The following is a 23,717-nucleotide window of genomic DNA, read 5'->3' on the forward strand; positions in this document are numbered from 1 at the left end:
CGCTGTGTTTGGTTGCCTGCCAGTGCCCGAAGGCCCGACAGGTCTTTTTCAAAGGAACCTCATCCACCGAAGTGGACGGGGTATCAACTTCTGGCGTTGATTTTTGGCACGCTGTTGAGTTCTCAAGAAACGGACGCTTCCTTTGTACTCACCCTCTCGGGCTTTCCTCCGGGCTTTCGTTCTGCTGTCTTGCGTTTCCGACTCTATCAGACTCTTTCGTGTCCGACTTCCTCGGCGCTTTCCAGGTTTTCGCCTTCGCGTTTCCCTTTCCGGCGGTTCCAACCTTACCAGACCATTTCCTTGCCGTTACCGGTTCGGATTTGAATTCGGTGGCCGTTGGAGGGCCTTTCCCTTTCGGGCGGATCAGACTTTATCAGGTCTCCCCGGGTCTGATTTCCCACCCGCCCGCACGACTCGGCCCGGACACACGTGTGTGCCGGGGTGTCTTGCGGGGTGGAGACGCAAACGTACTGGAGCGGGGCCCCCGGATGCAAATCCGGTTGCCCCGCTCCGGTGACGGCGCTACGGCGAGGGCCTGGATCAGACCTCGACGACGACCGGGAGGATCATCGGGCGCCGGCGGTAGCTGTCCGAGACCCACTTGCCCATCGTGCGGCGGATGAGCTGCTGGATCTGGTGCGGCTCGGCGACGCCGTCGGCCGCGGCGCGGGCGATGGCTTCCTCGATCTTCGCGATGACAGGGCCGAAGGCCCCGTCGTCGATGCCGGAGCCGCGGGCCTGGATGTTCGGGCCGCTGACCACCTTGCCGGTGGTGCTGTCCACCACGACGTAGACCGAGATGATGCCCTCGTCGCCGAGGATCCGGCGGTCCTTGAGCGAGGACTCGGTGACGTCGCCGACCGAGAGGCCGTCCACGTACACGTAGCCGGCCTGCACCTTTCCGGAGATCCGGGCCTTGCCGTCGATCAGGTCGACGACGACGCCGTCCTCGGCGATGACGATCCGGTCCTTGGGGACGCCCGTCATGGCACCGAGCTCGGCATTGGCGCGCAGGTGGCGCCATTCGCCGTGCACCGGCATCAGGTTCCGCGGCTTGCAGATGTTGTAGAAGTACAGCAGCTCGCCGGCCGAGGCGTGGCCCGAGACGTGCACCTTGGCGTTGCCCTTGTGCACGACGTTGGCGCCCCAGCGGGTCAGGCCGTTGATCACGCGGTAGACCGCGTTCTCGTTGCCCGGGATCAGGGACGACGCCAGGATGACGGTGTCACCGGGGACGATCCGGATCTGGTGGTCGCGGTTCGCCATGCGGGACAGCGCCGCCATCGGCTCGCCCTGCGAACCGGTGCAGACCAGCACGACCTCCTCGGGAGGCAGGTCGTCGAGCGTCTTGACGTCCACGACGAGACCGGCGGGGACGCGGAGGTAGCCCAGGTCACGGGCGATGCCCATGTTGCGGACCATCGAGCGGCCGACGAAGGCGACCCGGCGGCCGTACTCGTGGGCGGCGTCCAGGATCTGCTGGATGCGGTGCACGTGGCTGGCGAAGCTGGCCACGATGATCCGGTGGTGGGCGTTCGCGAAGACGTTGCGCAGGACCGTGGAGATCTCGCGCTCCGGCGGGACGAAGCCCGGGACCTCGGCGTTCGTCGAGTCGGACAGCAGGAGGTCGATGCCCTCCTCGCTGAGGCGCGCGAAGGCGTGCAGGTCCGTGAGGCGCTTGTCCAGCGGGAGCTGGTCCATCTTGAAGTCGCCGGTGGCTACGACCAGGCCGGCGCCGGTGCGGATCGCGACGGCCAGCGCGTCCGGGATGGAGTGGTTGACCGCGATGAACTCGCAGTCGAACGGGCCGAGGCCCTCGCGCTCCCCCTCCTTCACCTCAAGGGTGTAGGGGCGGATGCGGTGCTCCTGCAGCTTGGCCTCGATGAGGGCCAGCGTCAGCTTGGAGCCGATCAGCGGGATGTCCGGCTTCTCCCGCAGGAGGTACGGAACGGCGCCGATGTGGTCCTCGTGGCCGTGCGTGAGGACGATGCCCTCGATGTCGTCGAGGCGGTCCCGGATGGACGAGAAGTCCGGCAGGATCAGATCGATGCCCGGCTGCTCCTCCTCGGGGAAGAGGACGCCGCAGTCGACGATCAGCAGGCGGCCGTCGTACTCGAAGACGGTCATGTTGCGGCCGATCTCACCGAGGCCACCCAGGGGGGTGACCCTGAGGCCGCCCTTGGGCAGCTTCGGCGGCGGACCGAGTTCCGGATGCGGATGGCTCAAAAGTGTCTCCTTCACCACGCGCGCCACGTACCCGGAAGGCACGTGGCGCGCATGTCATTCGTGCACTTGCTGTTGTCTGCTGTGTATTTGTTCGGTGGTGCTTGTTCAGTTGTGAAGTCTGTTGTCAGAGCTGTACCCCGCCCGCGGCAAGATCGATCTTGAGCTGAGCCGTCTCTTCGTCGGTCAGTTCGATCAGCGGGAGCCGCAGCGGGCCGGCGGGCAGGCCCTGGAGGTTCAGCGCACCCTTGGTGGTCATCACACCCTGTGTGCGGAACATGCCGGTGTAGACGGGCAGCAGCTTCTGGTGGATCTCGGCGGCCTTCTGGACGTCGCCGGCGAGGTGGGCCTCCAGCATCGCGCGCAGGTCGGGCGTGACCACGTGGCCGACGACGGAGACGAAACCGACGGCGCCGACCGACAGGAGCGGCAGGTTCAGCATGTCGTCGCCGGAGTACCAGGCCAGACCACTGCGGGCGATCGCCCAGCTGGCACGGCCGAGGTCGCCCTTGGCGTCCTTGTTGGCAACGATACGGGGGTGCTCCGCCAGCCGGACCAGCGTTTCGGTCTCGATCGGGACACCGCTGCGGCCGGGGATGTCGTAGAGCATGACCGGCAGCTCGGTCGCGTCGGCGATCGCCGTGAAGTGCCGGAAGAGGCCCTCCTGCGGCGGCTTGCTGTAGTACGGGGTGACCGCGAGCAGGCCGTGGGCGCCGGTGCGCTCGGCCTGGCGGGCCAGCTCCAGGGTGTGGCGGGTGTCGTTGGTACCGATGCCGGCGACCACGTGGGCGCGGTCTCCGACGGCTTCGAGGACGGCTCGTACGAGGTCGTTTTTCTCCGCGTCGGTGGTGGTGGGCGACTCACCGGTGGTGCCGTTGATGATCAGGCCGTCGTTGCCTGCGTCCACCAAGTGGACGGCGAGCTGCTGCGCGCCGTCGAGGTCGAGTGCGCCATCCGCCGTAAACGGCGTGATCATGGCGGTGAGGACCCGCCCGAAGGGGGTCTGCGGAGTCGAGATCGGAGCCATGGGTAACACGCTACTCGCTGCCATGCTCGCGGTGTCCCCTCGGGGGACGTCAACAGGGTGTTGGACGCCGGCACTGCCTGCTCGGGGGTTCAAGCAGTGCCGGGTCCGTTTGATCAGCCTAGATGAAGTTTACGAAACGTCGCAATACGGACACTTAGGACTTGACTCCGTACATCTGTACGCCATGGGTGTATCGGCCCTTACGGGGCAACGCGCCCGTTGCTGTTGTAGGCCGCGTACGTCAGCGGCATGAGCGTGGCCCAGTGCTGCTCCATCTTCTCGCCGACCATCTCGATCTCCCGCTGCGGGAAGGACGGGACGGCCGCGAGCTCGTGCTGCGTGCGCAGGCCCAGGAAGTGCATCAGCGAGCGCGCGTTGCAGGTGGCGTACATCGAGGAGAAAAGGCCGACCGGCAGGACCGAACGGGCCACCTCCCGGGCCACGCCCGCGGCCAGCATCTCCTGGTAGGCCTCGTACGCCTGTACGTAGGAGTCCTCCATGACGCGGGCGGTCAGCTCCTGCTGCGCCTGGGTGCCCTCGACGAAGACGTATTTGCCGGGGCGGCCCTCCTGGACGAGCTTGCGCTCGGCGTCCGGGACGTAGAAGACCGGCTCGAGCTCCCTGTAGCGGCCCGACTCCTCGTTGTAGGACCAGCCCACGCGGTGACGCATGAACTCCCGGAAGACGAAGATCGGGGCACTGATGAAGAAGGTCATCGAGTTGTGCTCGAAGGGGCTGCCGTGGCGGTCCCGCATGAGGTAGTTGATGAGGCCCTTGGAGCGCTCCGGGTCCTTCTGGAGCTCCTCCAGGGACTGCTCGCCGGCCGTGGAGACCCGGGCCGCCCACAGCACGTCGGAGTCGGCGGCGGAGTGCTTCACCAGCTCCACCGTCACGTCGCTGCGGAAGCTGGGTTTCAGATCTGAAGCGGCGGTCTCGCTCACCGGGGGTCCTTCCAAACGTGCGTCCTGGGGCGCGCCCACTCTACGGCGCCCCGCGCGGGCCCCCGCGCATGCTCACCCGCCGCCGGGGCATCCGCACAGCTGACGCACAGCCATGAATTTTGGTTAATGTCCCGAAATCCGGCACCGATTGGGCGACCCGTACGTCCTACAGAGCAGAACGCACCCGCATCGAGCCCGAGGAGATTCGCTCTCATGTTTCGCCGGCGCGAACCCGTTCCGTTCGCCTTCGTCGCCGAGGCCGACCGATTCCGCAGCAATGTCACTCCACCGCCGCGCGAGCGGCTGGGCAGGGCCCAGTTGGCCGCCCGTAGTCTGGTCGGGCTGACCGTGGTCGCAGGGCTCGCCGGCTCGCTGCTCTTCGGCATACCGGCGCTGCAGCCGAACAAGGCCCCGGAGAAGTCGCAGCAGTCGACCGCGTCCGAGGGGCGGTAGCCTCACGGGCACAGCCCAACCGAACGTGCATGTGAGTGAGGTCCAGCCGTGCCCCTGCCCTTCCTGACGGCCGACGGCGTATCCGATGCGGATGACGACGTCGACGAGGTCCTGGCCCACGCCGACCACGACCGCTGGCGGCGGCCCTACCGGCCCGGCCCCTGGCGCGTGGCCATCTCCGCGACGCTGCTCCTGCTGTCCGCCTTCATGCTCCTGGCCACCATGATCGTCGCCTTCGCCGGCGGGGGCTGGGCCGGGGCGGGCGCCTGCCTGTTCGCCGCGCTCGCCGTCCTCGCGTCGGCGCTGCAGATGCTGCGGGTCGGCGTGTGGGTCAGCCCTACGGGTCTGCGCAGGGTCGGCTTCTTCATGACCCGGACGATCGCGTGGAACGAGGTCACCGAGATCCGCACCGTGCAGCAGCCGGTGCGCTGGCTCGGACTGCCGAGGACCGTGCAGGGGCAGGCGCTGACGGTGGCCGCCCGGGGCGCCGAGGAGCAGCCGGTGCTGCTGACCGACCACAGCGCCGATTTCCTGTCGCGGGCCGAGGCCTTCGACCGGGCCGCGGACACGGTCGAGGCCTGGGCCGAGGAGTACCGGCCCGTCCCCGCCTGACACCCGGGTCCCGGGGTACGACGGGACGCGCCACGAGGGGCCCGTACAGGTGTCAGACCTGTACGGGCTTCTTGTCGTGCAGGGCGATCGCCCGCTGCATGGCCTTGCGGGCCCGCGGGGTGTCCCGGGCGTCGTGGTAGGCGACGGCGAGCCGGAACCAGCTGCGCCAGTCCCCCGGTGCGTCCTCGGTCTCGGCCTTGCGGCGTGCGAAGACCTCGTCGGCCGAGTCCCGCAGGATCCGGCCGTAACTGTCGCGCTCCAGCTCGTCCACGGGCAGTCCGCCCTCGGCCTCCAGCTCACTCGCGAGCTGGTTGGCCCTCGTGACGAACTGCGTGTTCTTCCAGAGGAACCAGATGCCGATGAGCGGCAGGATCAGCACGGCCACCCCGAAGGTGACGGTGAGCAGGGTGCCCTGCTGGATCAGCAGCAGGCCCCGGCTGCCGACCAGGACGAAGTAGACGACCAGGACGGCGGCCGTGATGAAGTACGTGATCTTCGCGCGCATCGTGAATCAGTCCGGTCAGCCCAGGTCGAGGAAGTTTTCCAGGCCGAACGTGAGGCCCGGGGTCTGCGTCACGCGGCGCGCGCCGAGCAGGATGCCCGGCATGAAGCTGCTGTGGTGCAGGGAGTCATGACGGATGGTCAGGGTTTCGCCCTCGCCGCCGAGGAGGACCTCCTGGTGCGCGAGCAGGCCGCGCAGGCGGATGGCGTGGACCGGGACGCCGTCGACGTCGGCGCCGCGCGCGCCGTCGAGCGCGGTGGCGGTGGCGTCGGGCTGCGCGCCGAGGCCGGCCTCGGCGCGGGCGGCCGCGATGAGCTGCGCGGTACGGGTCGCGGTGCCGGAGGGGGCGTCGACCTTGTTGGGGTGGTGCAGCTCGACGACCTCGACGGACTCGAAGTAGCGGGCGGCCTGGGCGGCGAACTTCATGGTGAGGACGGCGCCGATGGAGAAGTTCGGTGCGATGAGCACACCGGTCTTCGGGGAAGCGGCGAGCCACGCGTCCAGCTGGGCGAGGCGGTCCTCGGTCCAGCCGGTGGTGCCGACCACGCCGTGGATGCCGTGGCGGACGAGGAACTCGAGGTTCTCCATCACCGAGGCGGGGGTGGTCAGCTCGACCGCGACCTGGGCGCCGGCCTCGGCCAGCGTCTCCAGCTTGTCGCCCCGGCCGAGCGCCGCGACCAGCTCCATGTCCTCCGCGGCCTCGACGGCCCTGACCGCCTCGGAGCCGATGCGGCCCTGGGCGCCGAGGACTGCCACGCGCAGCTTGCTCATAGTCACTTCCTTACCTACGTACGGAACTAGGCGACGACCTCGTCGAGGCGGGCGGCCTGCTTCTCCTTCAGCGGGCCTACCACCGCCAGCGAGGGACGCTGGGCCAGTACATCCTGTGCGACCGAGCGGACGTCGTCCGGGGTCACCGCGGCGATCTGGGCGAGCATGTCGTCGACCGACATCTGATCGCCCCAGCACAGCTCGCTCTTGCCGATGCGGTTCATGAGCGCGCCGGTGTCCTCCAGGCCGAGGACGGTGGATCCGGAGAGCTGTCCGACGGCCCGCCTGATCTCGTCGTCCGCGAGGCCTTCCGTCGCGACCTTGTCGAGCTCGTCCCGGCAGATCCGCAGCACGTCGTGCACCTGGTTGGGCCGGCAGCCCGCGTACACGCCGAAGAGGCCGGTGTCGGCGAAGCCCGAGGTGTAGGAGTACACGCTGTAGGCGAGTCCGCGCTTCTCCCGGACCTCCTGGAAGAGGCGGGAGGACATGCCGCCGCCGAGGGCGGTGTTCAGCACGCCGAGCGCCCAGCGGCGCTCGTCGGTCCGGGCGAGGCCGGGCATGCCGAGGACCACGTGGGCCTGCTCGGTCTTGCGGCTCACCAGGTCGACGCGGCCGGAGGTGCGGATGCGCCGGGTGCCGGTGCGCGGGCCGATCGGCTCGGCGTCGGTGCGGCCGAGGGCGCCGGCCTTCTCGAAGGCGGCGCGGACCTGTCGTACGACCTTGTTGTGGTCGACGTTGCCCGCGGCGGCCACGACCAGGTGGGTCGGGTCGTAGTGCTTCTTGTAGAAGCGGCGGATCCGGTCGGCGCCGAGGGCGTTGATCGTGTCGACCGTGCCGAGGACGGGGCGGCCCAGCGGGGTGTCCCCGTACATGGTCCGGGCGAACAGGTCGTGGACCATGTCGCCCGGGTCGTCCTCGGTCATCGCGATCTCTTCGAGGATGACCCCGCGCTCGGCGTCGACGTCCTCCTCGCGGATCAGCGAACCGGTGAGCATGTCGCAGACCACGTCGATGGCGAGCGGCAGGTCGGTGTCGAGCACCCGTGCGTAGTAGCAGGTGTACTCCTTCGCCGTGAAGGCGTTCATCTCGCCGCCGACCGCGTCGATCGCGGAGGAGATGTCGAGGGCGCTGCGTTGTTGCGTGCCCTTGAAGAGGAGGTGCTCCAGGTAGTGCGTGGCGCCGTTCAGCGCGGGCGTCTCGTCGCGGGATCCGACGTGCGCCCAGATGCCGAAGGTGGCGGAGCGGACGGAGGGCAGCGTCTCGGTGACGACGCGCAGTCCGCCGGGCAGGACGGTGCGGCGGACGGTGCCGATGCCGTTGCTGCCCTTGAGCAGGGTTTGGGTACGGGCGACGGCCCGCCCCTCCGAGGAGGGGCGGGCCGTCACACGGGAACTACGCGACGTCACTTGTCGGAGTCGTCCTTGTCAGCCTCGTCGGCGGCGGCCTCGCCCTCGATCACGGGGATCAGGGAGAGCTTGCCGCGCTGGTCGATCTCGGCGATCTCGACCTGGACCTTGGTGCCGACCGCGAGCACGTCCTCGACGTTCTCCACGCGCTTGCCACCGGCGAGCTTGCGGATCTGCGAGATGTGCAGCAGGCCGTCCTTGCCGGGCATCAGGGAGACGAAGGCACCGAAGGTGGTGGTCTTGACGACCGTACCCAGGTAGCGCTCGCCGACCTCCGGCATGGTCGGGTTGGCGATCGAGTTGATCGTGGCGCGGGCGGCCTCGGCGGCCGGGCCGTCGGCGGCACCGATGTAGATGGTGCCGTCGTCCTCGATCGTGATCTCGGCGCCGGTGTCCTCCTGGATCTGGTTGATCATCTTGCCCTTGGGGCCGATGACCTCACCGATCTTGTCCACGGGGATCTTGACGGTGATGATCCGCGGGGCGAACGGGGACATGGCGTCCGGCGTGTCGATCGCTTCCATCATCACGTCGAGGATGTGGAGGCGGGCGTCGCGGGCCTGCTTGAGGGCCGCGGCCAGGACGGAGGCCGGGATGCCGTCGAGCTTGGTGTCCAGCTGGAGCGCGGTGACGAACTCCTTGGTGCCGGCGACCTTGAAGTCCATGTCGCCGAAGGCGTCCTCCGCACCGAGGATGTCGGTGAGGGCGACGTAGTGCGTCTTGCCGTCGATCTCCTGGGAGATCAGGCCCATGGCGATACCGGCGACGGGGGCCTTGAGGGGCACACCGGCGTTCAGCAGCGACATGGTGGAGGCGCAGACCGAGCCCATGGACGTCGAACCGTTGGAGCCGAGGGCCTCGGACACCTGGCGGATCGCGTAGGGGAACTCCTCGCGGGTCGGGAGGACCGGCACGATCGCGCGCTCGGCGAGCGCGCCGTGGCCGATCTCGCGGCGCTTCGGCGAACCGACGCGGCCGGTCTCGCCGACGGAGTACGGCGGGAAGTTGTAGTTGTGCATGTAGCGCTTGCGGGTCACCGGGGAGAGGGTGTCCAGCTGCTGCTCCATGCGGAGCATGTTGAGGGTGGTGACGCCCAGGATCTGGGTCTCGCCACGCTCGAACAGCGCCGAGCCGTGCACGCGCGGGATGGCCTCGACCTCGGCGGCGAGGGTACGGATGTCCGTGATCCCGCGGCCGTCGATGCGGACCTTGTCCTTGATGACGCGCTCGCGCACCAGGGCCTTGGTCAGGCTGCGGTACGCGGCCGAGATCTCCTTCTCGCGGCCTTCGAAGGCCGGGAGGAGCTTGTCGGCGGCGAGCTCCTTGACGCGGTCCAGCTCGGCCTCGCGGTCCTGCTTGCCCGCGATGGTCAGCGCCTGGGAGAGCTCGCCCTTGACGGCGGCCGCGAGGGCCTCGTACACGTCGTCCTGGTAGTCCAGGAAGACCGGGAACTCGCCCTCGGGCTTGGCGGCCTTGGCCGCCAGGTCCGCCTGGGCCTTGCAGAGGACCTTGATGAACGGCTTCGCGGCGTCCAGACCGGCGGCGACGATCTCCTCGGTCGGCGCCTCGGCGCCGCCCTTGACGAGGGCGATGGTCTTCTCGGTGGCCTCGGCCTCGACCATCATGATCGCGACGTCGCCGTCCTCCAGGACGCGACCCGCGACGACCATGTCGAAGACGGCGTCCTCGAGCTCGGTGTGCGTCGGGAACGCCACCCACTGGCCGCGGATCAGCGCGACGCGGACGCCGCCGATCGGACCGGAGAAGGGCAGGCCGGCGAGCTGGGTGGACGCGGACGCGGCGTTGATCGCGATGACGTCGTACAGGTGGTCCGGGTTGAGCGCCATGATGGTGGCGACGACCTGGATCTCGTTGCGCAGGCCCTTCTTGAAGGACGGGCGCAGCGGGCGGTCGATCAGGCGGCAGGTGAGGATCGCGTCCTCGGAGGGCCGGCCCTCACGGCGGAAGAAGGAGCCGGGGATCTTGCCGGCCGCGTACTGCCGCTCCTCGACGTCCACCGTCAGGGGGAAGAAGTCGAGCTGGTCCTTGGGCTTCTTCGACGCGGTGGTGGCGGACAGCACCATCGTGTCGTCGTCCAGGTAGGCAACGGCGGAGCCGGCGGCCTGGCGGGCCAGACGGCCCGTCTCGAAGCGGATGGTGCGGGTGCCGAAGGAACCGTTGTCAATGACGGCCTCGGCGTAGTGGGTCTCGTTCTCCACTAGCGTTTTCTCCATTTTCGTCGTCTCCGTCCGCCGCCCGTGTGGCGGTGGACGGTTGCGGAGAAGCGCTCCTGGCGTGCGGGCCGGTCTTCGATCGAAGCATCCGGTTCGTTGCCCTCGGGGGCATTCCGGGTGCCACTACCGAGGACCGGCGGCGTGGGAGGGCGCTCCTCCTCTTCAGTTGTGCACGTCTCGTCGTCGGACGTACACGTGCGTCCGTTCCAGACTACAAAGGGACCGGTCCGTACCGCACGTACAGCAAAGGGAGCGGCCCCCGGATGTGGGAACCGCTCCCTTCACGGCGTCTTACTTGGCGCCGGCCGCACCGCGGCGGATGCCGAGGCGCTCGACCAGCGTACGGAAGCGCTGGATGTCCTTCTTGGCCAGGTACTGCAGCAGGCGGCGACGCTGGCCGACCAGGATCAGCAGACCACGACGGGAGTGGTGGTCGTGCTTGTGGGTCTTGAGGTGCTCGGTCAGGTCCGAGATGCGGCGGGAGAGCATCGCAACCTGGACCTCGGGGGAGCCGGTGTCGCCCTCCTTGGCACCGAACTCGGTGATGATCTGCTTCTTCGTAGCGGCGTCGAGCGGCACGCGTACTCCTCGTTTAGGTCTTCGTTGCCACCGAGTGCCCCAGGTCTGAGTCTCTGGGGAGCTTCCGTTACTCGGGAGGCGGGGTCCGCTGAGCGCAGTCCACAGACCCTTCGAAGGGATCCGGGGGACGCGTACACAAACGGCCGTCACACAGCGTACCAGGCTGCCGCTCCGCCCCGTCTCAGCTGGTGAGAGCGCGGGCCCGGGCGTAGACGTCGAGCACGGCCAGGGTCAGGGGCACCAGGCTGAGCAGGACCGCCGCCTCGGTGAGGTCGAGCAGCCTTCCCCAGAAGGGTGACAGGCCCTTGCGGGGGATGACAAGCGCAATTCCCGCGAGGAGGGCCGCGCCGGCGGCGACGGCGGCGGTGAGCCAGATCGTACGGAGGTCCAGGCCGCTGCGGTCCTGCTCCACGGCGAGGGCTTCGAGCAGGGCCTGCGGCGGGTGCAGGGACAGGCCCAGGATCAGCAGCGCGACGGCGGCGAGGCCGGCGGTCAGGGCGCACACCACCTGTGAGGTGTAGCGGAAGAGGCGGGCGCGCAGCAGCATGGCGAGCCCGGTGGCCAGGGCCAGGAGGCGGCCCCAGGTGCTGTCGGAGAAGCCGAGGACCGCGGCGGCGCCGACGGCGACCGCGGCGCAGCCGCCCACCAGGCCGAGCAGCATCTCGTGGCCGCGGCGGGCCTGGGCGGCGATGGCCTCGGCGTCGAGGGGGGCGCCCTGCTCGTTCTGGTCCGCGCCGGACTGGTCACCGTACGGCTCGGTCTCGTACCGGTCCGGGGTCACCGCGTGGTCGACGTACTCGTCGGCCGCGCTCTGCGGGGCCGCGTAGCCGATGGGCAGCCGGGCGAAGCGTGCGGAGAGGCCGGGCAGGAAGGCGACGAGGCCGATCGCAACGGTCGCGCAGACGGCGGCGGTGTAGGTCGCGGAGGCCTCGGTGGCGATCGCGGCGAAGGTGGCGAGGGTGCCGGTGGCGGCGACGAAGGTGGCCGCGACGAAGGGGGCGTCGCCGCTGGGGGTGAGTGCGACCAGGGCGACGGAGGCGACGAGGGCGCAGACGCAGCCGAGGAGGAACTGGAGCCGGCCGGGGCCGTCGCCGACGGCGGGGCCGATGATCCCGGATCCGGCGATCAGCAGGTGCGGGAGGGCTCCGAGGCCCAGGGCGACGGCGGAGAGGCGGTCCCGGTAGACGCGGGCGCGCACCCCGGCCACGGCGGTGAGCAGGATCCCGACGGCGCCCGCGATGATCCCGGGCAGGCCGTGCATGTCGTGGCGGACGGGGTCGGCGTACCAGAGGACGAAGCCCAGCATGACGAGCAGCACGGCGGAGCCGGCGAGGCCCGCGCCGCGCAGCATGTCGTCGCTCCAGCGGTGCCGGTCGCGGACGACGGCGGAGGCGACGGCGTCGGAGACGTCGTCGAAGACGGCCGGCGGCAGGGACTCGGCGAAGGGGCGCAGGCTGAGCACCTCACCGTCGAGGACCCGCTGGGCGGCGAGGGTGCGGGCGCCGTCGAGGACGGTCCCGGAGCGGCGTACGAGGTGGAAGCCGGTGGGGGCGCCGACGGGCTGGGTCTGGCCGGTGAGGCGCAGCAGTTCGGGGTAGACGTCCGCGACGGCGATGTCCTCGGGGAGGGCGACGTCGATGCGGCTGTCGGGAGCCACGACGGTGACCCTGCAGAAACCCGTCGTGCCGGCCGTACTCACTTGCGTGACCCCCTCGGTCGGTGTCCGCGCCCGTGCTCGATTCGCGGATGCGCATGCTGCGCGCGACACCCTACCGGGCCTGTGAGAGACAGTCGGCAAGTAGGATCACCGTCGCGCTGGGGATACTCCTTGCGCGCCCGGGACTTGGGGGCGCCGGTTGCGACGTCCCGTCCGTTTTCGAGGGATGGATGCCGCGGTGAGCCAGATCGTCGTCAAACGCCCGCCGCGGTCCCTTCCGCCCGAGGTTCCTTCGGAGGAGCTGAGGTTGGAGGCTCCTCCCGAACTTCCGCGCGGGCAGCAGGAGGGCATGCTGATGCAGCTCCTGCCGATGCTCGGCATGGGCTCGTCCGTCGTCTTCTTCTTCATGCCGGGCGCGGCCCCTTTCATGCGCATCATGGGTGTGCTGATGCTGGCGTCGACGGTGGCCATGGTCGTGGCGCAGCTGGTGCGCCACCGGCGCGGTACGCAGGGGCAAATGGCCGATGTGCGCCGGGACTACCTCAAGTACCTCGCCCAGACGCGCCGTCAGGTACGGCGGACCGCGCGGGCGCAGCGCGACGCGCAGCTGTATCTGCACCCGTCTCCGGAGCAGTTGTGGTCGGTGGTGGCGGACGGTTCGCGGCTGTGGGAGCGGCGGGTCGGCGATCCGGACTTCGGCCAGGCCCGGCTGGGGCTGGGTGCGCAGCGTCTGGCGACGCCGCTGGTGGCTCCCGAGACGGCGCCGGTGGACGAGCTGGAGCCGCTGACGGCGGGTGCGATGCAGCGTTTCCTGAAGGTGCACTCCTCGCTGGACGGGCTGCCGATGGCGGTGTCGCTGCGCGCCTTCTACCACGTGGCGGTGTCCGGGGAGCCGGAGTCGGCGCGCGGCGCGGCGCGGGCGCTGGTGGCGCAGCTCGCGACGCTGCACTCCCCGGAGGACCTGATGGTGGCCGTGGTGGCCGCGCCCGGTGCGGTGCCGTCGTGGGACTGGACGAAGTGGCTGCCGCACGCGCAGCTCCCCGGGCAGGTCGACGGGGCCGGTACGAAGCGGCTGTTCGGTGACGACCTCGCCGAGCTGGAGGGGATGCTGGCGTCCCGGCTGGAGGGGCGGCCGCGGTTCAGCCGCGACGTGTCCCCCGTGCTGGACCAGCCGCACCTGGTGGTCGTGCTGGACGGTGGCATGGTGCCCCCGGACTCGGTGTTCGCGGCGGCGGAGGGCCTGCAGGGCGTCACCATCGTCGAGGTGGTGGCGGGTGAGCTGGACGAGCCGCGCGGCGGGCTGTCGGTCGTGGTGCGTCCGGGCCGGCTGCGGCTGGAATCGGGCGGCGGTCTCGCGTACGAGGGGGTCCCGGACACCCTGTCGCTGCCCGCGGCGGAGGCCCTCGCTCGGCAGCTGGCGCCGTTGCGCACGGGTGGCGGGGACGACGACGAGCCGCTGCTGGCGAACCTGGACTTCACGGACCTGCTGAATCTGGGCGACGCGGGCGCGGTGGACGTGGCGCGGACCTGGCGGCCGCGGTCCGCCGGTGAGCGGCTGCGCGTGCCGATCGGCGTCGGCGAGGACGGCGGCCCGGTCATGCTGGACCTGAAGGAGGCCGCGCAGGAGGGGATGGGCCCGCACGGCCTGTGCGTGGGTGCGACCGGTTCGGGCAAGTCGGAGCTGCTGCGCACGCTGGTGCTGGGTCTGGCGGTCACGCACACCTCGGAGACGCTGAACTTCGTGCTCGCCGACTTCAAGGGCGGTGCGACCTTCACGGGCATGGGCCGGATGCCGCACGTCGCGGCGGTCATCACGAACCTGGCGGACGACCTGACGCTCGTGGACCGCATGGGCGACTCGATCCGCGGTGAGCTGCAGCGCCGTCAGGAGCTGCTGCGTTCGGCGGGCAACTACGCGAACATCCACGACTACGAGAAGGCCCGTGCGGCCGGTGCCCCGCTGGAGCCGCTGGCTTCGCTGGTGCTGGTCATCGACGAGTTCAGCGAGCTGCTGACGGCGAAGCCCGACTTCATCGACATGTTCATCCAGATCGGCCGCATCGGCCGTTCGCTGGGCGTGCACCTGCTGCTGGCGTCGCAACGCCTGGAGGAGGGCAAGCTGCGCGGCCTGGACACGTACCTGTCGTACCGGATCGGTCTGCGGACCTTCTCGGCGGCGGAGTCGCGGACGGCGATCGGCGTGCCGGACGCCTACCACCTGCCGTCGGTGCCCGGTTCGGGCTATCTGAAGTTCGGTACGGACGAGATGGTGCGCTTCAAGGCGGCGTACGTGTCGGGCGCCTACCGCTCGGGCGGGCCGGACATCTCGGTGGGGCAGTTCCCGGTGGAGCGGCGGCCCGCGCTGTTCACGGCGGCGCCGGTGCCGGTGGTGTACGCGGCCCCGGACCCGGCGTACCTGACGGCGCAGTCGGCGCGTGAGGACGACGCGCTCGCGGACACCGTGCTGGACGTGATCGTGAGCCGGCTGGAGGGGCAGGGGGTGCCGGCGCACCAGGTGTGGCTGCCGCCGCTCGACCAGGCTCCGCCGCTGGACCAGCTGCTGCCGGCGCTGGCGCCGAGCGCGGAGCGCGGGCTGCATGCGGAGGGCTACACGCGGCCCGGCGGGCTGGTCGTGCCGCTCGGCCTGATCGACAAGCCGTTCGAGCAGCGGCGCGAGGTGCTGTACCGGGACTTCTCCGGCGCGGCGGGCCACATGATGGTGGTCGGCGGTCCCCAGTCGGGCAAGTCGACGCTGATGCGGACGCTGATCTCCTCCTTCGCGCTGACGCACACCCCGCGCGAGGTGCAGTTCTACGGGCTGGACTTCGGCGGTGGCAGCCTGTCGGCGGTCTCCGACCTGCCGCACGTGGGCGGCATCGCCTCGCGTCTGGACCCGGAGCGGGTGCGGCGCACGGTCGCGGAGGTGGGGGGCATCCTCAACCGCCGCGAGGAGTTCTTCCGCTCGAACGGCATCGACTCGATCGCCACCTACCGGCGCCGGCGCGCGGCGGGCGATCTGCCGCACGAGCCGTGGGGCGACGTGTTCCTGATCGTCGACGGCTGGGGCAACTTCCGCGGCGAGTACGAGGTCCTGGAGCAGGTCGTCACGGACATCGCCGCGCGCGGTCTGGGCTACGGGATCCACGTGGTGATCACCGCGGGCCGGTACATGGAGGTCCGGGCGGCGCTGAAGGACCAGATGCTCAGCAGGCTGGAGCTGCGGCTCGGCGACACCATGGACTCGGAATTCGACCGGAAGGTCGCGGCGAACGTCCCCACGGGGATGCCGGGCCGCGGCCAGGTGGCGGAGAAGCTGCACTTCCTGGGCGCGCTCCCACGGGTCGACGGCTCGCACGAGGCCGGTGACCTGTCGGAGGCCACGGCGGCCTTCGTGGAGGCGGTCCGGCAGAACTGGGCGGGGCCGGCGGCGCCGGGCGTGCGGCTGCTGCCGCGGCTGCTCCATTCCGACCAGCTGCCCAAGGGCGGGGAGTTCCCCGAGCGCGGGATCGCGATCGGCATCGACGAGACCGATCTGGAGCCGGTGTTCGTCGACTTCGAGGCCGACCCCTTCCTGCTGGTCTTCGGCGAGAGCGAGTCGGGCAAGACGAACCTGCTGCGGCTCATCGCGAAGCAGATCGCGGAGCGGTACACGCCGGACCAGGCGCGTCTGGTGGTGGGCGACTACCGGCGGACCCTGCTCGGGGCACTGCCGGAGGAGCACCTGCTGGAGTACGCGCCGATGGCGAGTTCGCTCCAGATGCACATGGAGGCGCTGGGCGGGGTGTTCTCCCGGCGGCAGCCTCCGGCGGACGTCACTCCGCAGCAGCTGCGCGACCGCAGCTGGTGGACGGGCCCGGACGTGTTCATCATCATCGACGACTTCGACCTGGTGGCCACGAGTCAGGGCAATCCGCTGGCGCCGCTGGTGGAGTACCTGCCGTTCGCCCGCGACACCGGCGTCCGTTTCATCATCGCGCGGAGCTCCGCGGGTGCCTCCCGCTCGATGTACGAGTCGTTCATGCAGCGGATCAAGGAGCTGGGCGCGCAGGGCGTCGTCCTGTCCGGCGATCCGGCGGAGGGTGATCTGGTCGGCACCGTCCGGCCGCGTCCGATGCCGCCGGGCCGGGGCTACTTCGCCTCGCGCCGGCGGGGCACGTCGCTGGTCCAGCTCGGCCGGATGCCGGGCGGCATGTGAGCTCCGCGGGGGTGCCGGGCACCGGCCGGATCAGCGGGAAAACCGTCCCGGCCGGCGGTGTCTCCCCGATAATCGGCGGGGAAGACCGCGCCACCGAGGGAAAGGCCGCCCATGGGCACCCAGCAGGAGAAGGACGAGCTGTACGCGCTCGACATCAGTGGTGTGGAGTGGGAAGGGCCGCCGGGAACCAGTCCGGACGAGGAGCGGGTGGAGATCGCGCGGCTTCCCGACGGGGCGGTGGCGATGCGCTCCTCGCTGGACCGGGAGACGGTGCTGCGCTACACGGCCGCCGAGTGGGAGGCCTTCGTACTCGGCGCCAGGGACGGCGAGTTCGACCTGGACCGCCAACAGCCCTGAGCGGCCGCAGGACACGCCGAAGGGGCGCTCCCGGTACGGGGAGCGCCCCTTCGGCGTGTCGGGACCGGGGGTCCGGCAGGTCTCAGTAGGCCTCGGTGAAGAGGGTCGAGGCCCGCTTGTCGGTGGCCCGGTAGTCGTCCTTGCCCCGCTCGATGAGCTTGGCGACCTTCTCGAGCTCCGCGTGCATGGTGTCGGCCTTGGCCTTGTACTTCTTCTGGAGGGTGAGGTACTCCTGGTGCGCCTCACCGTCCCAGGTGTCCGTGACGACCTTCACGGCCTGCTCCATCTCGGCCAGGTCCTTGAGGATGTTCCCGGAGACGACCCGGATGCGGTCCGCCATCTGCTGAACGGTCTCGTACCGGACCCGGGTCCCGTCGTTCGCCGTCATGTTCTTCTCCTTCTCGCTGCGGCCGAATGGATGAGGGGGCGTCGATCAGATGCCGTCGAGACCCGAACGCTGGCCGGTGCCGGACGTCGGCTGGACGGCGTTCTTGAACGCGGCCCGCACCTCCTCGTCCTGCGCGTTGCTGAGGTTCTTGGTCTGTGCCACGGCGTTGTGCAGGACGCCGAGGAGCCGGCGGATCTCGTCGTGGCTGTCGTTGAGGGTCGTCTGGGCGGTGATGAAGCCCGAGGCGCCCACACCGGTCCAGCCGGCGCTCACGGTGGCGATGATGTCGGCCAGCTCGCGGGCCTGCTTGGAGACGGCGGTTCCCGTCTCCTGGATCTTGTTCTTCGCCTGGACTACCGGATCGTCCGCAAGTCCGAAGGTGTTCGTGCTCATCGAAGCTCCTCACTTCTCAATTCGCCGGCAGAACCGGCGGATTGCGCAGCGGGGCGGATGCGTCCGGCGCGGATGTCAGTCACGCGCTCCGGAACGTCCCCCTCCGCTTCACGCGATCCCCCGATCACACTCGTGAAGCCTGCTGTCACTCTAGTCAGTTCAGGGACCGGCCCCAACACAGGTGGGCCGCTGCCGTGGACGAACTGTGACTGTTCACTGCAAACGGCGTCGGCGGCTGCGCGCGTCCCGGACGACCGTCGCCGTGCCCGCGATGACCGCGATCAGTACGGCGCCGGCTCCGAGAGCGTACGTGCCGTAGCGCTCCTGTCGTTCCTGGGCGGTCTCCGTGAGCCGGAGGGGTGCGGCCTGCGGCGCCGTCGCCGGGGGCGGGCCCGGGTCCGGGACCGGGGCCTTCGGGGCCTGCTGGTCCTGGCCGAGGGCCCGGACGGGGTCGATGACCCCCCAACCGACGTAGTCGTCACGTCCGTTGACGGCCCGCTCGGCCGTGTTCTGGATCTGCCAGACGATCTGCTGGGCGGACCAGTCCCCGTGCTCGGCGCGCAGCAGTGCGGCGACGCCAGCCACGTAGGGCGCGGAGAAGCTGGTGCCGTTGTCGATGCACTGGCCGAAGCCCGGGACGGTGGAGACCATGTCCACTCCGGGAGCGGCGACCCCGATGAAGTCGCCGGGCTGGGAGAAGGCGGCGCGCTCGTTGTTGCGGTCCGAGGCGGCCACGGCGAGGACGCCGGGGAAGGCCGCCGGATAGGTCTTGCGCTTCTGGCCGCTCATGCCGTCGTTGCCCGCCGAGGCCACGACCACGATGTCGGCGGCGACGGCCTTCTGGACGGACTTGGCGAGTTCGGAGTCCGCGGACAGCTGGACGTCGGTGTCCTGGGAGATGTTGATGACCCGGGCGCCCTTGGCGACCGCGTGGTCGATGGCCCGGCTCAGGGAGAGGGCGTTGCCCTTGCCCTGCCCGTCGTTCTGCCGGATGGGGATGATCGTGGCCTCCGGGGCCAGGCCGACGAAACCCGTTCCCGCCTGGGGGCGCGCCGCGATCAGCCCGGCGACCTTGGTTCCGTGGCCGACGGTGTCGGTCGTGCCGTCGCCGCCCGCGGGATCGACGAAGTCCTTCCCCGCACCGACCTCCAGGGCGCCGCTGAGCTGCGGGTTCGCCCGGTCCACACCGGTGTCGATGACGGCCACCCGGACGCTCGCGCCACTCTTGTCCTTGCCCTTGGTCTGCGCCCAGAGCTCGTCGAGGAGGAGCCGCTGGAGCGCCCAGGGGCGGTCCTCGATCTGCTGCTTCATGGGGAAGGTGCACTCCCCCGCCCCGTCGAGGCGCAGCGGGTACGGAGGGTGCGGCGCGGCGGCGGCGGAGGCGGCCCCCGTCGTTCCCGCCGCGCCGACGGCGGCCAGGGTGAGGGCGAAGGCGGTGGTGAGCAGCGCCTGCCGGGGCCTGCGGTTCTGGGGCATCGGCGGCTTCCTCACGAACCCTGGGGCTGGCGGGCGGAGTTGGTGTCCAGTCGGGGCCCCTTGGAGAGGAACTCCGACCACGCGATGGGCACCATGGCCGGCGTGACGCCTCCGTAGCCGAGCCTGACCTGCGCCTGGCTGGCTTCGGGGCGGCCGTCCCCGCCCGCCTTGGACTGGTCGGGGGCGCCGATCTTCGACTGCTCGCTGTCGCTGTCGCCGTTGGCCTGGACGGCGTACCGCAGGCCGGTGTCGGTGACCAGGAAGAGGGAGCCGCCCGCCGTGGTCTGCTTGCCCTGCACCTGGGTGTAGAGCAGGCCCGAGCCGGGCGTGACGTACGCGCTCGTTCCGCTGGCGGTGATGTCGACGGGGTAGCCGGTGCCGGCCCAGGTGCTCAGCGTCTGGTTGCCCTGGCCGTCGACCGAGCGCAGGACGTTGCAGACGGTGTCGCGGTTGCCGGAGTCGCTCGCCCGGGTGCCGGCGGGCGGCGTCGTCCGGTTGATCCGCTCGGTCTTCCTCTGCGGCCACTTGACGTCGCCGGCGAAGGGGGTGGCGTCCGGGTCGAGCGACTGCAGGTCGACCTCGCGGGCCTTGCCGTGCATGTCGAGGCCGTCGGTCGCCGGCGCCGAGATCAGCAGCCAGGCGATGAAGTCGGAGACCGGTGCGACCTTGCCGGGGAGGACCACGTAGTGCTGCGTGCCGGAGCCGGTCTGGGCCTGGAGCACCATGCCGACCTTGTTGTCGGCCGTGGCCAGGCCCTTGACGTCGGCGCCGGCCCCGGCCTTGCCGGGGATGGGCGGGAAGGCCAGGTCGTCGCCGGAGTTGAGGGTGGCGAGCCACTGCGGACTGACCTGCTGCGGGGTGGCTCCGGTGCCGACCAGTGCGTTGGTCATCGTCACGGCTGCCGGGGTGCCCTCGGGGAACTTGTACTTCGTGCCGGTCGCGTCGACCAGGTACCGCTCCTTGCCCGGACCGGTGCTCTCCACGTACAGCGACTGGGTGTCGGTGAGCCTGCGGGCGTCGTCCGTCACGGACGCCTCGCGGTCCGCGAGGACGAAGGTGGCGGTCTGCACGCCGCGGCTGTTGCCTCCGGGCTGCTGGCAGACCGCCCAGCGCTTGGCCTTGCCGGCCTCCGCCTTGGCGGGGAGCCGGTCCGGGGCGTACGGGATGCCGATGATGGGGCCGCGCGGCGGCCTGCCCGCGTCCAGGACCTTGTCCTCGACCTGCACCACCTTGAACTTCTGCGGGTCCAGCAGGAGTCGGGCGGAGGCGAGGTTCAGCACCGGGTGCAGGCGCGTCCGGTCCTTGCCGCCCACCTTCGTCGTCAGGACCACGTAGCGGGTCGTCGAGTCCTTGCCGACGATGACCCGCGTTCCGGGCTCGTCCCAGCCTTTGGGAGCGGTCGGCTTGAACATGCCCCAGGCGCCGAACCCGGCGAGCACGAGGGCTCCGACGATCACTCCCGGCAGGACCGCGCGCAGGGGCCGGGGCGCCCCCTCCTCGGTCCCGGTGGCGGAGGGCTGGAGGAACGCGGCAACCGTCCGTCGCTTCGCAAAGGTGTACGCGTTGAGCTCATCACGTCGTGATGCCATGACCGCCTGTTTCTCCCCGCACGGCCCGGCCGGTGGGTACGGTCCCCGGGCCTCGATAGTCGGACCGGGCACCTACTATGCCTCTTGACGGACGGTATGCAGGGTCCGGGTAGGGTGAGGCACCCGCTCAGGGCCTTCCACACCGGGGCAATCAGGGCTTGTTGGGGTGGATTGGGGAGGTTCCGGGGCCCCGCGACGGCTGTCGCGCAGCGCCGGAACTCATGAGGTACGGCCCGTGAGAGGGGAAGTGCGCGAGTGATGGCCACGGCGACGGAGCCGCAGACCGGCGCGCCCGCACCCGCACGCGACGGCGTGACGCCGCACCCCAGGTCGAGCCCCGGCCGCTTCGGTCCGTTCCGACTGCAACAACTCGTACTGCTCCAGGTCGCGGCGGCCCAACTGCTCGTGGCGTGGGTGGTCGAGCCCCTGCTCCTGGTCCCCGTCGGGGCGTTCGCGCTGGTCCTGGTGGTGCTCGCGGTCGTCCGCCGCCACCAGCGTTCCCTGCCGGAGTGGATCGGCAGTGTGCTCGCGCTGCGTGCGCGCCGCCGCGGGGCCGCGTCCTTCACCGTGCCCGCGGGCACGGAGCCGGGGCTGGCACCGCTGGTCGAGGCCGATCCGGCCCTGCGCACCCTGACGTTCAGCGACCGCGACCGGCGTCCGGTCGGGATGGTCGGCGACGGGACCTTCCTGACCGCGGTGGTCCAGGTGGACACCGACGTCACCGCGCTGCGGCCCGAACGGGCCGCGCGTCCGCTGCCGCTCGGCGTCGTACGGGACATCCTCGAAGTGGACGGTATCCGGCTGGAGTCCGCGCAGCTGGTGCAGCACACGCAGCCGGCTCCGGCCCCGCACCTGCCGGCCCAATCGATGGCCACGCTCAACTACGCGCCGCTGCAGGCCCGTACGGGCACGCCCGCGGTGCGGCTGACGTGGATCGCGCTCAAGCTCGACCCGGAGCTGTGCCCCGAGGCGGTCACCGCCCGCGGCGGCGGCCTCGCGGGCGCGCAGCGGTGCGTGGTGCGGGCCGCGGACCAGCTGGCGAGCCGGCTGGCCGGGGCCGGGTTCAAGGCCACCGTGCTGACCGAGCAGGAGCTGACGGCTGCGCTGGCCACCTCCTCGTGCGCGAACCCGATGGCGATCACCCAGGCCGGCCGGTCGGCCAGTACGGGGCGGCGTACCGAGGAGACCTCGCGCGTCTGGCGCTGCGACGACCGCCGGCACACGACGTACTGGATAGGCCGCTGGCCCCGGCTGGGCGGCGCCGGGTCGGCGGCGCTGCCGCAGTTCGTGGCGCTGCTGACCTCCCTGCCGGCGCTCGCCACGAACTTCAGCCTGACGATGGCCCCGGCGGAGCGGCGGGGCGTGACCCTGACCGGACACGTACGGGTGACAGGGCGCAGCGACGAGGAACTGATTGCGGCACGGCGGGAGTTGGAGAGGACGGCGCGGGGCGTGAAGACCGGGCTGGTCCGGCTCGACCGCGAACAGGTGCCGGGGCTGCTGGCGTCGCTGCCGCTGGGAGGCGCGCGATGAGGGGCGGTTTCGGGCTGGTCGGCCCGCGGCGGGAGCGGCACGTGGTGCCCGCGGCGGACCTGGACGCGCTGGCGGTGCCCGTCGGGGACGACGGGGTCGTCATCGGGGTGGACGCCGAGGGGCGGTCGGCGGTGCTCGGCATCAACCGGCCGACGCCGTACGAGGTGACGCTGATCGGCGGGCTGTGGACGGCGCAGGTGCTGGCGCTGCGCGCGGCGGCCACGGGTGCGCGCGTCGCGGTGGAGACCGGCCGCGGGCAGGTGTGGTCCGGGCTGGCCCGGGCCGCCGGCGGCGGGCAGCAGTGTGTGACCCTGCACGAGGTGGGGCGGGTTCCGCCGCAGGGCGCGTCCGCGGGCAGCCCGGTGCTGGTCATCCGCGACTGCGGAATGCGACCGCCGCGCGGTCGCGTGGTGGCCGGGCCGTGGCAGTCGGTGCTGACCCTGCTGCCGTATCTGAGCCCGACGGCGCCGCGGTTGCTCCAGCAGGCGTCGCTGGCGGGCGTGCAGCGGGTGTCCCCGGACGAGGCGGAGCAGATCGGCCGCCTGATGCGGCTGCCGCGCCAGGCCGTGGCCTCCCTGCCGACCTTGGGCGACGGGGTGACCCTGTGGTGCACCCCGCGGGACCGGCAGTTCGTGATGACCCAGGGGACCGAGGCGGAGACCGGCCTGCTGGGCCCGGCACGCCGCATCGACTGACGGGGCGCATGCCCCGGGCGGGCCGCCCGCCCTCCCCGTGGAGCGGGGCGCGGCGGACAGGGGCGACGAGCCCCGATTAGGCTGGACGCCGGCGCGGCGTGGGTGGGCGCCGGAGCAGTGTTCGACATACCAGGAGGACCAGTGAGCGGCGATCGGAACGAGAGGCGCGGCGGGACGTGGGACGTCCCGACGGACGATCAGTCCGACGCGGAGCCCGAGATGACGGGCGAGTTCACCATCGACTACACACCGCCGGCCTGGTACACGCAGAGTGCGCCGCCGGCTGCGGGCGCGCAGGTACCGGGGCTCCCCGAGGGGAGCGGCTTCGAGCCGCACCGCCCGTCGGACCTGGAGTCGCCCTCGACCATGCGGATCGCTCCGCCGGCGCCGCGGACCCCGTCCGACGGCACGGCCACGCCCCCGCCGGCGCCGTTCGCGGGCCCGGCCGAGGCGGCGACCCCTGCGGCACCCGCCCCGGCTGCGGCTGCGGCTCCGGCTGCCGAGCCGCCGTACGCGGCCCCCGAGCCGATCGCGGCGCCTGAGCTGCCGTACGCGGCTCCGGTCGAGCCCGTCCCGGCGGCGCCCGAGCCTCCGGCACCGTTCCAGGCCCCCGCGCTGCCGTACGCGGCTCCGGCTCCGGCCGAGACCGCTCCTCCGGCGCCCGAGGTCCCGGCACCGGTGCAGGC

Annotated in this window: 20 protein-coding genes; 7 read left to right on the forward strand and 13 right to left on the reverse strand. The window is 71.0% G+C overall.

Annotated elements, in window-relative coordinates:
- Window positions 1–540 precede the first annotated feature (540 nt).
- The 3 genes from E6U81_RS37600 to thyX all read right to left on the reverse strand — a co-directional run bounded on the left by E6U81_RS37600 (window position 541) and on the right by thyX (window position 4,191).
- The gene (locus E6U81_RS37600; protein ID WP_136234486.1) at window positions 541–2,226 is read right to left on the reverse strand and encodes a ribonuclease J; all 1,686 of its coding nucleotides are present in this window, start codon (window positions 2,224–2,226) and stop codon (window positions 541–543) included.
- A gap of 124 nt (window positions 2,227–2,350) precedes the next feature.
- A complete protein-coding gene (dapA, locus tag E6U81_RS37605; protein ID WP_136234487.1) occupies window positions 2,351–3,250 on the reverse strand; it encodes a 4-hydroxy-tetrahydrodipicolinate synthase in 900 nt (299 codons plus the stop codon).
- Between the two features lie 200 nt (window positions 3,251–3,450).
- Complete coding sequence (thyX, locus tag E6U81_RS37610) at window positions 3,451–4,191, reverse strand: FAD-dependent thymidylate synthase (RefSeq protein WP_136234488.1); 741 nt, start codon at window positions 4,189–4,191, stop codon at window positions 3,451–3,453.
- Window positions 4,192–4,404: 213 nt separating this feature from the next.
- Between thyX and E6U81_RS37615 the strand changes: the two genes are divergently transcribed.
- Both E6U81_RS37615 and E6U81_RS37620 read left to right on the forward strand, forming a co-directional pair.
- Complete coding sequence (locus tag E6U81_RS37615) at window positions 4,405–4,644, forward strand: hypothetical protein (protein ID WP_030844337.1); 240 nt, start codon at window positions 4,405–4,407, stop codon at window positions 4,642–4,644.
- Between the two features lie 48 nt (window positions 4,645–4,692).
- On the forward strand, window positions 4,693–5,256 hold the full coding sequence (locus E6U81_RS37620) for a PH domain-containing protein (RefSeq protein WP_136234489.1): 564 nt from the start codon (window positions 4,693–4,695) through the stop codon (window positions 5,254–5,256).
- A gap of 52 nt (window positions 5,257–5,308) precedes the next feature.
- Here the strand turns inward: E6U81_RS37620 and E6U81_RS37625 are convergent, their stop codons facing one another.
- From E6U81_RS37625 to eccD, 6 genes are all read right to left on the reverse strand, one after another.
- Window positions 5,309–5,761, reverse strand: coding sequence for a hypothetical protein (locus tag E6U81_RS37625; RefSeq protein ID WP_136234490.1), 453 nt, complete (start codon window positions 5,759–5,761; stop codon window positions 5,309–5,311).
- Window positions 5,762–5,776: 15 nt separating this feature from the next.
- Window positions 5,777–6,529, reverse strand: coding sequence for a 4-hydroxy-tetrahydrodipicolinate reductase (gene dapB, locus E6U81_RS37630; RefSeq protein WP_136234491.1), 753 nt, complete (start codon window positions 6,527–6,529; stop codon window positions 5,777–5,779).
- 26 nt (window positions 6,530–6,555) lie between these two features.
- Window positions 6,556–7,935 (reverse strand): pitrilysin family protein, encoded by a 1,380-nt coding sequence (locus E6U81_RS37635; RefSeq protein ID WP_136234492.1) that lies wholly within the window; start codon window positions 7,933–7,935, stop codon window positions 6,556–6,558.
- On the reverse strand, window positions 7,932–10,154 hold the full coding sequence (locus E6U81_RS37640; RefSeq protein WP_136234502.1) for a polyribonucleotide nucleotidyltransferase: 2,223 nt from the start codon (window positions 10,152–10,154) through the stop codon (window positions 7,932–7,934). Before E6U81_RS37640 ends, E6U81_RS37635 begins: the two co-directional genes overlap by 4 nt.
- Window positions 10,155–10,460: 306 nt before the next feature.
- Entirely contained in the window at window positions 10,461–10,748 is a 288-nt protein-coding gene (rpsO, locus tag E6U81_RS37645; protein WP_030011220.1) for a 30S ribosomal protein S15, read from the reverse strand.
- 181 nt (window positions 10,749–10,929) lie between these two features.
- Window positions 10,930–12,447, reverse strand: coding sequence for a type VII secretion integral membrane protein EccD (gene eccD / locus E6U81_RS37650; protein WP_136234493.1), 1,518 nt, complete (start codon window positions 12,445–12,447; stop codon window positions 10,930–10,932).
- 196 nt (window positions 12,448–12,643) lie between these two features.
- On the opposite strand from eccD, the gene eccCa reads away from it, so the two are divergent.
- Both eccCa and E6U81_RS37660 read left to right on the forward strand, forming a co-directional pair.
- On the forward strand, window positions 12,644–16,600 hold the full coding sequence (gene eccCa / locus E6U81_RS37655) for a type VII secretion protein EccCa (protein ID WP_136234494.1): 3,957 nt from the start codon (window positions 12,644–12,646) through the stop codon (window positions 16,598–16,600).
- 111 nt (window positions 16,601–16,711) lie between these two features.
- Window positions 16,712–16,957: a DUF397 domain-containing protein gene (locus E6U81_RS37660; RefSeq protein WP_136234495.1), complete on the forward strand. Its 246-nt coding sequence runs from the start codon at window positions 16,712–16,714 to the stop codon at window positions 16,955–16,957.
- An 82-nt stretch (window positions 16,958–17,039) separates the two neighbouring features.
- Here the strand turns inward: E6U81_RS37660 and E6U81_RS37665 are convergent, their stop codons facing one another.
- From E6U81_RS37665 to eccB, 4 genes are all read right to left on the reverse strand, one after another.
- A complete protein-coding gene (locus tag E6U81_RS37665) occupies window positions 17,040–17,345 on the reverse strand; it encodes a WXG100 family type VII secretion target (protein ID WP_136234496.1) in 306 nt (101 codons plus the stop codon).
- A 45-nt stretch (window positions 17,346–17,390) separates the two neighbouring features.
- Window positions 17,391–17,738: a hypothetical protein gene (locus E6U81_RS37670; RefSeq protein ID WP_136234497.1), complete on the reverse strand. Its 348-nt coding sequence runs from the start codon at window positions 17,736–17,738 to the stop codon at window positions 17,391–17,393.
- A gap of 213 nt (window positions 17,739–17,951) precedes the next feature.
- Window positions 17,952–19,214, reverse strand: a complete 1,263-nt coding sequence (gene mycP / locus E6U81_RS37675) for a type VII secretion-associated serine protease mycosin (protein WP_136234498.1) — start codon at window positions 19,212–19,214, stop codon at window positions 17,952–17,954.
- Between the two features lie 11 nt (window positions 19,215–19,225).
- The gene (eccB, locus tag E6U81_RS37680; RefSeq protein WP_136234499.1) at window positions 19,226–20,803 is read right to left on the reverse strand and encodes a type VII secretion protein EccB; all 1,578 of its coding nucleotides are present in this window, start codon (window positions 20,801–20,803) and stop codon (window positions 19,226–19,228) included.
- A gap of 258 nt (window positions 20,804–21,061) precedes the next feature.
- On the opposite strand from eccB, the gene eccE reads away from it, so the two are divergent.
- The 3 genes from eccE to E6U81_RS37695 all read left to right on the forward strand — a co-directional run.
- A complete protein-coding gene (gene eccE / locus E6U81_RS37685; RefSeq protein WP_136234500.1) occupies window positions 21,062–22,336 on the forward strand; it encodes a type VII secretion protein EccE in 1,275 nt (424 codons plus the stop codon).
- Window positions 22,333–23,031, forward strand: coding sequence for a hypothetical protein (locus E6U81_RS37690; protein ID WP_136234501.1), 699 nt, complete (start codon window positions 22,333–22,335; stop codon window positions 23,029–23,031). Before eccE ends, E6U81_RS37690 begins: the two co-directional genes overlap by 4 nt.
- Before the next feature lie 141 nt (window positions 23,032–23,172).
- A partial coding sequence (locus tag E6U81_RS37695; protein ID WP_276615842.1) for an SCO5717 family growth-regulating ATPase occupies window positions 23,173–23,717 on the forward strand: 545 nt, incomplete at its 3' end.

This window comes from Streptomyces sp. A0592 (assembly GCF_004795115.1).
In the GTDB taxonomy this organism is placed as follows: Bacteria; Actinomycetota; Actinomycetes; order Streptomycetales; family Streptomycetaceae; genus Streptomyces; species Streptomyces erythrochromogenes.